This is a genomic window from Campylobacter concisus (genome assembly GCF_902460595.1).
In the GTDB taxonomy this organism is placed as follows: Bacteria; Campylobacterota; Campylobacteria; order Campylobacterales; family Campylobacteraceae; genus Campylobacter_A; species Campylobacter_A concisus_BL.
In genome coordinates this window covers 312,477-320,831 of the sequence record NZ_CABPVA010000001.1, presented here as the reverse complement: position 1 = coordinate 320,831, position 8,355 = coordinate 312,477, and the positions used below count along the sequence as shown (strand labels likewise).

The 8,355-nt window shown below is 40.9% G+C and carries 8 protein-coding genes and 1 pseudogene; 1 reads left to right on the top strand and 8 read right to left on the bottom strand.

Annotated features, from left to right (window positions below; genetic code table 11):
- Positions 1-73: 73 nt before the first annotated feature.
- The 7 genes from F3G86_RS01525 to F3G86_RS01495 form a co-directional block, all read right to left on the bottom strand.
- The gene (locus F3G86_RS01525) at positions 74-829 is read right to left on the bottom strand and encodes a flagellin (protein WP_188116400.1); all 756 of its coding nucleotides are present in this window, start codon (positions 827-829) and stop codon (positions 74-76) included.
- A 136-nt stretch (positions 830-965) separates the two neighbouring features.
- Positions 966-2,258, bottom strand: a complete 1,293-nt coding sequence (hisD, locus tag F3G86_RS01520) for a histidinol dehydrogenase (protein ID WP_149722780.1) — start codon at positions 2,256-2,258, stop codon at positions 966-968.
- Entirely contained in the window at positions 2,255-3,106 is an 852-nt protein-coding gene (locus F3G86_RS01515; RefSeq protein ID WP_149722779.1) for a pyridoxal-phosphate dependent enzyme, read from the bottom strand. The genes hisD and F3G86_RS01515 overlap by 4 nt, the downstream gene beginning before the upstream one ends.
- Positions 3,099-4,190, bottom strand: coding sequence for an OmpA family protein (locus F3G86_RS01510; protein ID WP_149722778.1), 1,092 nt, complete (start codon positions 4,188-4,190; stop codon positions 3,099-3,101). Before F3G86_RS01510 ends, F3G86_RS01515 begins: the two co-directional genes overlap by 8 nt.
- On the bottom strand, positions 4,187-5,500 hold the full coding sequence (locus tag F3G86_RS01505) for a MotA/TolQ/ExbB proton channel family protein (RefSeq protein ID WP_149722777.1): 1,314 nt from the start codon (positions 5,498-5,500) through the stop codon (positions 4,187-4,189). Before F3G86_RS01505 ends, F3G86_RS01510 begins: the two co-directional genes overlap by 4 nt.
- Before the next feature lie 4 nt (positions 5,501-5,504).
- On the bottom strand, positions 5,505-6,569 hold the full coding sequence (fbaA, locus tag F3G86_RS01500; RefSeq protein WP_012140018.1) for a class II fructose-bisphosphate aldolase: 1,065 nt from the start codon (positions 6,567-6,569) through the stop codon (positions 5,505-5,507).
- 15 nt (positions 6,570-6,584) lie between these two features.
- Positions 6,585-7,403, bottom strand: a complete 819-nt coding sequence (locus tag F3G86_RS01495; RefSeq protein WP_009294116.1) for a peptidylprolyl isomerase — start codon at positions 7,401-7,403, stop codon at positions 6,585-6,587.
- Positions 7,404-7,497: 94 nt separating this feature from the next.
- On the opposite strand from F3G86_RS01495, the gene nth reads away from it, so the two are divergent.
- Positions 7,498-8,130 carry an endonuclease III gene (nth, locus tag F3G86_RS01490; RefSeq protein WP_223228526.1) on the top strand — a complete coding sequence of 211 codons (633 nt, stop codon included), beginning with the start codon at positions 7,498-7,500 and terminating at the stop codon, positions 8,128-8,130.
- A 37-nt stretch (positions 8,131-8,167) separates the two neighbouring features.
- Here nth and F3G86_RS01485 read toward each other — a convergent pair.
- Positions 8,168-8,355, bottom strand: a pseudogene (locus tag F3G86_RS01485) (aminoacyl-histidine dipeptidase); the annotation flags it as partial.

Genomic DNA, 8,355 nt, shown 5'->3' with positions numbered 1-8,355 from the left:
TGTCTTAGGGTCTCGTGGGCTCGGATATTTGTATAAGAGACAGGAGTTTTACCGGCACAAGACCGGTAAAATTTTATTCGCCTAGAAGTTTATCTAGTTTTGCAGCCAAGCTCGTAGTATCGTGAGCTTTAGCTAAAGAGGCAGCATGTAGCTTTAAATTTGCTTGTAAATTTTCTTCCAAGCTCTTCGCGATGTCGCTACTATCAAGGTTTTCTACACTATTAGCGTTTGCTACGCTTCTGGCAGCTAGAGCGTTCATACCTCTAAATACAGCGTTTTGTGTCGAGCCGATCTCTGAGCGAAGTGAATTTATATTTTTCAAGATATCGCCAGAATTTGAGCCATCTTCTTTAACATTTAAAAGAGCATTTGTACTTAAATTTACATTTCTTGCGCCCTCGCCTGTGAAAAAGCCAAGCTCGGCGTCAAAAACGTTTTTACCGTTAAATTTGGCCTCTTTTACGCTGTCACTCATCGCATTTTTAAGCGCATTTATCTCACCTTTTATACCCTTTTGCTCGTTAGCTGAAATAGCTGGGTTTGAAAGCTTGCTTGATAGCTCACCGATCTTATCCGCGCTCTCGCTTAAATTTAAAAGCGTTGAGTCGGCGATCTGGAGCATGCCGATCATATCGTTTGCATTTGCCATGCCCTCGTTTAGGACATTTGTTTGCGAAAGTAAGCTCTCTGCGATTTGCAAATTTGCACCTGATGCTTTGATCTCGCTATTTGCAGAGATGGCGTTTAGCGCCTTTTTCTCGCTATTTTTAGCTTGATCTAAATAATAGTTTCCTGAAGCCTGGTTTGCAGTATAAGTTCCTAACTTCATATCAACTCCTTTTTTAGTAGTTTCGTGATGGATTTTACTATAAATTTCATAAAAAGTTGCAAAAATATTTCTTAAAGCAAAAAATATTATAAAAAGAATTTAGAAAAAGCCATTTTTCCTAAATTCTTTGCCCTTTTTAGTCTTCTAGTCTCACAGCAATTGATCTTTTATGAGCTGTTAGTCCTTCGGCTTCGGCTAGCTGCATGCATGGTTTGCCAAGGTGCATGATGCCTTTTCTGCTAACCGATATGATAGAGCTTCGCTTCATGAAATTTTCAACTCCAAGCGGTGAATAAAATCTCGCACTTCCGCCAGTTGGCAAGGTGTGGTTTGGTCCAGCGATGTAGTCGCCCATCGCTTCAGGCGTGAAGTGTCCAAAAAATATCGCACCAGCGTGTTTCACCTCGTCCATATAGCTCAAAGCGTCGTTTGTAGCGATCTCTAGGTGCTCCACAGCAAGCTCGTTCATCAGTTTAAAACACTCCTGCAAATCTTTTGCAACGATGATAGCAGCTTTGTTTCTCATGCTAGCACTAGCGATTGGTTCGCGTTTTAGTGTTTTTAGCTCGTCCTCTATATGTCTTTGCACTGCCCTTGCGAAGGCCTCCACTGGCGTTATCAAAAAGGCACTCGCGATCTCATCGTGCTCGGCTTGTGAGAGCAGATCGATCGCTATGTGGCGAGGGTCCGCACTATCGTCAGCGATCACGCCTATCTCGCTTGGACCTGCGATCATATCGATATTTACGTCGCCATAAACTAGCTTTTTAGCAGTCGCTACGTAGATGTTGCCAGGTCCTGTGATAACATCGACCTTTGGCACGGTCGCTGTGCCATACGCCATCGCTGCGATCGCGCTTGCGCCGCCTATTTTAAAGGCTGTTTTGATACCACATAGATGCATCGCCGCAAGAAGCAGAGGATTTACCTTACCACCTGGCGCTGGGGTGCAGACAACGATCTCTTTTACGCCAGCCACGATCGCTGGGATAGCATTCATGAGAAGTGAGCTAGGATATGCCGCCTTGCCGCCTGGGATATAAAGGCCAGCGCGATCAACCGGAGTGTATTTTGCGCCAAGCAAGATATCGTGCTCGTCCTTATATGTCCAGTCGCTTGGTTTTGTGCGCTCGTGATAGCTTTTTATCCTGTCGTGGGCTAAATTTAGAGCCACTCTTAGAGCGTTATCTAGCGAGTTATAGGCAGCTTCCATCTCTTTTACGTCGATTATTATGTCGTTTTTGCTTGTGACATTAAATTTGTCAAATTTGGTTATCTGCGAAAAAAGCGCGCTATCGCCATCTTTTTTTATCTCGTCTATTATGCCTGCAACCACTGGCATCACGGCACTCATGTCATTGTCACTTCGTCTAACAAGCTGCGAAAATTTACTCTCAAAGTCAGCGTCGCTGCTGTGTAAAAATTTCATTTATGATCCTTTATTTTTAGTTTTCTCTCATATCTTTGCTTTTGTGTAATGTTACCCAAAATTCCGCCCTGGTGGATATATAAAATTTCACTCCCAAGCTTGTCTAAATTTGCAAAAAGCGTCATAAAGCCCACTGGGTCGTAAATAAGCTCAAATTCTACGCCACTTTTGCAAACCTCAAGCCAAATTTCATAAAGCTCAGGGTATAAATTTCCAAAATGATACTTCTTTGGCGGATTTAAAATTTGCACTTTGCTGTTTTTATCTAGCTCATAAATTTGCTTTTTTAGATAGTCGCTATCCCCTACGCAAGGGGCCGTAAAAACCCTAAGATCGGTGTGCTTTGCTAGATAGCATGCGCTTGTGCCTGTGCCTGAGGGCAAGAAGATATCAGGCTTTATGCCACTTTTTTTGCTCCACTCATCTATCTCGCGTGCTTGCGTGATAAAGCCAAGCTCAGCCTCACTCTGTGCCACACCCTCGTTTATAAAGAGCGCATTTTGGCTCTTTGCTAGCTCTTTAGCAAATTTCTCACGCTCCTCTTTCACAAAAATTTCCATACCATTTTCAAGTGCAAATTTGAAATTTCCAACTGGATCTTGCTCTAAATTTGAGCTTAGATGAGAGACGACGTAGTAAAATTTAAGCCCTTTTAGCTTAGCAAAAAGACTTAGGCTATACATCGCATTTGACTGGCTTGAGCCATGAGATACGATCGCTTTGATGCCGCTAAGATCAGCCTTTAGAAAATACTCTAGCTTTCTTGCCTTGTTGCCGTTAAACTCGCCTAGCAGATCATCTCTTAAAAGCCAAAACTCTCGCCCTCTTAAGCGAATTTTATCAATCACCCTTAAACTCCAAAAATTTCTCTATCTCATTGATAGCCTCTTTGTTTGAGAGTGAAAATTTGATCTCTATGCGCCTTGAAGCGTCCTTGTCCTCGGCTCCATCTTTAAAAACTAGCTCGTTGTAGCTTCGGCCACTTGCGACAAGCAACTTTCTAAGGCGCGCGTCATCGCTAAATGAGTTTATAAACTCCATAACCGCGTATGCTCTTTTTTGCGAGAGCTCTAGGTTATAAATGTAACTTCCGTCACTATCCGTAAAGCCCTCTATGACGATCTGATCGATATTTGAGGCGATCTCTTTATCATTTAAAAGCACGTCAAAATACTTACTAAGTGTCGCCTTTAGCTCCTCTTTGACCTCTTCTTTTAAGACTGCACTGCCCTTGTCAAAAAGTACTGAGGAGCTAAGCTTTAGTGCGCCTGAGTTTGGGTCGATCTCGATGCTATTTCCAAGCCTATCTTTTAAGGCTGAGATCACTTTTACCCTTATGCCAGTTAGGTTTTTGACCCTGTCACGAGTGACGTTTAGATCTCTTAAAAGCTCGTCATATCTAGCCTCTTTTTTGCTCACTTGCTCGAGCAAAAAGGCGATCTTGGCTAAATTTTTCTCGCTACTTGCATTTGCGTCGCTAAGCGCTCTATCTTTTGATGAAATTTCATCATTTAACACGATCATCTTTTGATTTAGGTCAAAAATGCTGGCATTTAGCTCTTTTATGCTCGCATTTGCGTCCTTGTTTTCCTCTATGAGCTGGGCTAGTTTTTCTTTTAGAGCGTCTATTTGTATGACAAAAATTTCATTTGATTTTTTTAAATTTATGTTTTCGTCGCTTATCTTTGAAAGCTCGCTTTTTAGGGCGTCATTTAGCTCTTCAAGGGTGAAATTCTTGCCCTGAGCGTCTTTTAAATTTGCTAAAGCTGCGATGATGGCTTGCTCTTTATTTTCAAGGGTATTTTGAGTTAGGACGTATTTTACGACTACAGCGCCTATTAGCAGCATAAAAACAAAGAGCAGACCTGCCATCAAGTCCGCGTACGAAACCCAAAAGCTCGATTGATCCTCGTTATTTTTGTTTATTTTCATTGCACTAGATTTTCGATTTTTTCTATTACAGAATTTGCTTCTTTATCGATCTCGTCTATATTCTTCTTAAGCTCAGCAATGAGGCTCTCGCGCTCTTTTTCACGCTCCAAGCTCCTGCCCTCTTGCTCATAAGCCGCCTTAAATATCGTTGCACTCTCCACGAGTGAGGCTCTAAATGCCTTTAACGCCTCGTTTTGCTCTTTCATCAAAGAGAGAGAAAATTCTTTTAAAATGGCGTCAAAGCTCTTTATAGTCTGCTCAAATTTAAGCTGGCTCTCTTTTGTGGCGTTTAAATTTCTGCTAAAAATCTCGCCAAGCTTTGCATGCTCGGTTAAAAGCTTAACCTCCATATCTTTAAAGGCGTTAGAAAACGCACCAACTGCCTTTAGTATATCGGAGTGGATCTTTACAAATTCATCTTGTTTTAGGCTGGCTTCATTTAGCATTTTTAAATTTGAACTAAGCTCGGCTTTGCTTTGATTGATGATATTTTTTTCAACCTCACAAAGCTCTTTTAGGCTCTTAAATTTCTCATTTGTCTGCTCGCTTAACTCTTTTATAAATTTATCATCAAGCACCATTTTAAAGGCATCGCGACTATCTTTAAAGTAGCCTACACTTGCTTTCATGAAATTTGCATTTAGCTCATTTTCTTGCCAGAAAAACTCTCGGCTTAGCTCTTTTTGCTCGCTGTAAAATTTCTCAAATTTACTAATGCCGATCTTTTCAAAAAACATCCACCAAAGCGCTAGAAATATGCCGTAAATCGATACATAAAACGCCGTAGCTACGCCGTTTAGCAGTATAGCGATCTCTTTTTCAAGTCCGTTTGCAGTGCTTGAGCTAAAGCTTGGCATAGAGATAGCGATACTGATAAATGTGCCCAAAATTCCAAGCATAGGAAAGACTGCTTGGCCGATGTTTGCTAGGTTGTCATTTCTAAAATTTCTTGTATAGCTCTCGAAAAAATCTTCAAATTTAGTGTTTGCCTTTTTGACGCCTGAAATTTCAAAGAGATGAGCGATGATAAATTCTTTTAGTCTTATCTTGTAGTCTTTGGCATTTGTTAAGAAATTTGAGTAGGCTACCAAGGCACTGTGGCGTGAAAATATAAAAGCGACAAAGAGTATAACGCCCATCATCACGATGGTGTGAAGCTTCATCTGAAAATTTATAACGCCAAGATACGCTAGTATCGCCAAGATGTAGATGGCTAAAGGGATAAAGATAACTTTAAAAAAGACAAAGAAAGAGTGAGCTTGGTGCTCCTTTGGCACGCTTAGCTCACTAAAATCATTTTGATTTTGCATAGGATTAGTTCCTATTTAGGCAGTTTAAGTCGCTAAAAGCAGTCTGAAGACGTTTAACCATGCTCTCCTCGCCACTTCTTAGCCATTTCCTTGGATCGTAGTATTTTTTATTTGGCTTATCATCGCCTTCTGGGTTACCGATCTGCCCTTGTAAATATGCTCTATTTTTAGCCTCATACTCGCGCACGCCGTCCCAAAATGCCCACTGCGTATCGGTATCAATATTCATCTTAATAACGCCGTAGCTTACAGCATTTTTGATATCTTTTAGCTCACTACCGCTACCGCCGTGAAATACAAAATTTACTGGCTTGTCGCTTTTTGTGTTAAATTTCTTAGCGACATAGGCTTGTGAGTTTTTAAGAATTTCTGGTCTTAGCACGACATTGCCTGGTTTATAGACACCATGGACGTTACCAAAACTAGCTGCGATGCTAAATTTATCGCTTATCTTACTTAGTCTTTCATAAGCAAGCGCGACGTCCTCTGGCTGAGTGTAGAGAAGCGCGTTATCAACGCTTGTGTTATCTACGCCGTCCTCTTCGCCACCAGTGACGCCAAGCTCGATTTCTAGGCTGATACCAAGCTCGCTAAGTTCTTTTAGGTACTTCTCGCATGTGCTTAAATTTTCGTTGATATTCTCTTCGCTAAGATCAAGCATGTGAGAGCTAAAAAGTGGCACGCCGTGAGTTTTTTTATACTCATGGCTTGCTTTTACTAGCTCATCTATCCAAGGCAAAAGCTTTCTAGCAGCGTGGTCTGTGTGTAAAATGACTGGCACGCCGTAAGCACGAGCAAGCAAATGAACGTGCTTTGCTCCAGCGATCGCACCAAGAACGGCTGCGTTTTCGCAGGCTTTACCAGCGTAAAAACCTGCACCGCCATTACTAAACTGAACGATAACAGGCGAGTTAGCAACCTTTGCCGCTTCTAAAACAGCATTTACTGAGTCGCTGCCTACGACATTTACAGCAGGTATTGCAAAACCTTGCTCTTTGGCATAAGCATAAAGTTTTGTTACATCATCTCCGCTTAAAACACCAGGTTTTACGATATCTAAAACGCCCATTTTATCCTCCAAATTTTATTTGTATTCTATCTTTGCTTTTTGGCGTAGAGCTTCACTTTTTTGTCTAACAGCAGCTTGGAATTTCTCCATTTTTACAGCTTGCTCGATCTCTGGTTTTGCTTGCTCAAAGCTTACGGTACCAGCAGCTTTGCCATCTTCTTTTAAGATAACATGGTAGCCAAACTGAGTTTTAACTGGCTTAGTTGAAACTGTGCCATTAGCCATTGAAAATGCTGCGTCTGCAAAAGGTTTTACCATTTGACTTTGACCAAACCAGCCAAGCTCGCCACCGTGTGCTGCTGAGCCTTTGTCGATTGATTTTTGGCTTGCTAGCTCTGCAAATTTCTTAGTTAGAGCCTCGCCTTTTAAATTTTTAAGTTGAGCGATGATGTCATTTGCTGTTTTTTCATCTTCAACTAAGATATGTCTTGCTCTTGCTTGAGCTGGTTGGTTCATGCTAGCTTTGTTTTTGTTGTAAAAATCTCTTAAATCGCTATCGCTTACTTTTATGCCGTCAAACAATTTTCTCATATAAAGCTCAACTGCGATGCCTTCTTGTGCAGCTTTTACAGCCTTGATGTAATCAACATCTTTTTCAATGCCTGTCGCTTTTGCATCTTTTAAAAGAAGTTTTCTGTTGATTAGATCGTCGATTATACGTTTTTTCTCATTTGGTTGAAGCTTGCTAGCGTCAAATCCTGGCATAGCTGCTGATAAAAGTGCTGAGATATCGCTATCGTTTATAGCATCGCCATCAACTGTTGCAACTACTGCTGCGTTTAGAGTGACAGCTGCAGCTAAACTTAAAACTGCTGGAAACAAAAATTTTTTCATATAAATCCTTTAAAAAATTGATTTTATGGGCAAGATTATATCAAATAATGCGGTAACTTTTCGTTTAACTTGTAATTTTAGGTAAAATAGCCAGATGAGAACAAAAAAAGATATTTTAGAGATAAAAAGAAGACTTTTAGACGAGTTTAAGGACGCAAAAAGCGAGCTTAAATTTAGAAATTTATATGAACTTCTTGTTTGTGTCATGCTCTCAGCTCAGTGCACAGACAAAAGGGTAAATTTGATCACCCCTGCCCTATTTGAGGCATATAAAGATGTTTTTGAGCTAGCAAGTGCAAATTTAGCCAGCCTAAAGCTCATGATAAACTCATGCAGCTTTTTTAACAACAAGGCCGTAAATTTGATCAAGATGGCAAACAGCGTGGTTGAGCTTTATGACGGAGAAATTCCACTTGATGAAGAGAAGCTAAAAGCGCTTGCTGGAGTTGGACAAAAGACCGCTCACGTCGTGCTTTTAGAGGCTACAAACGCAAATGTAATGGCTGTTGATACGCATGTTTTTAGAGTATCACATAGACTTGGTTTAAGTAGCGCAAAGACGCCAGAAGCGACCGAAGATGATCTAAGCCGTGCCTTTAAAACTGATCTTGGCAAGCTTCATCAAGGTATGGTTCTTTTTGGGCGCTACACCTGCAAGGCTAAAAAACCGCTTTGTTTTGAGTGCATACTAAACGATCTTTGTAAAAGCAAGGATAAGGTGATATAGAAAAATTTGCTAGAAATTTCTAGCAAATTTTAGTTTTTTATGAGTTATACTTTTTAACGATACCGCGAACGACTTTTTCGATAAAAAGCGCAGAAGCTACTTCGCAGTGCTCTCTAGTAGAGTGAGGTGAGTAGATGTTTGGTCCTATTGAACATGCACTAAGACCTGCTTTTTTCTCCAAAAGCACTCCACATTCAAGTCCAGCATGCACGGCTGTTATTCTTG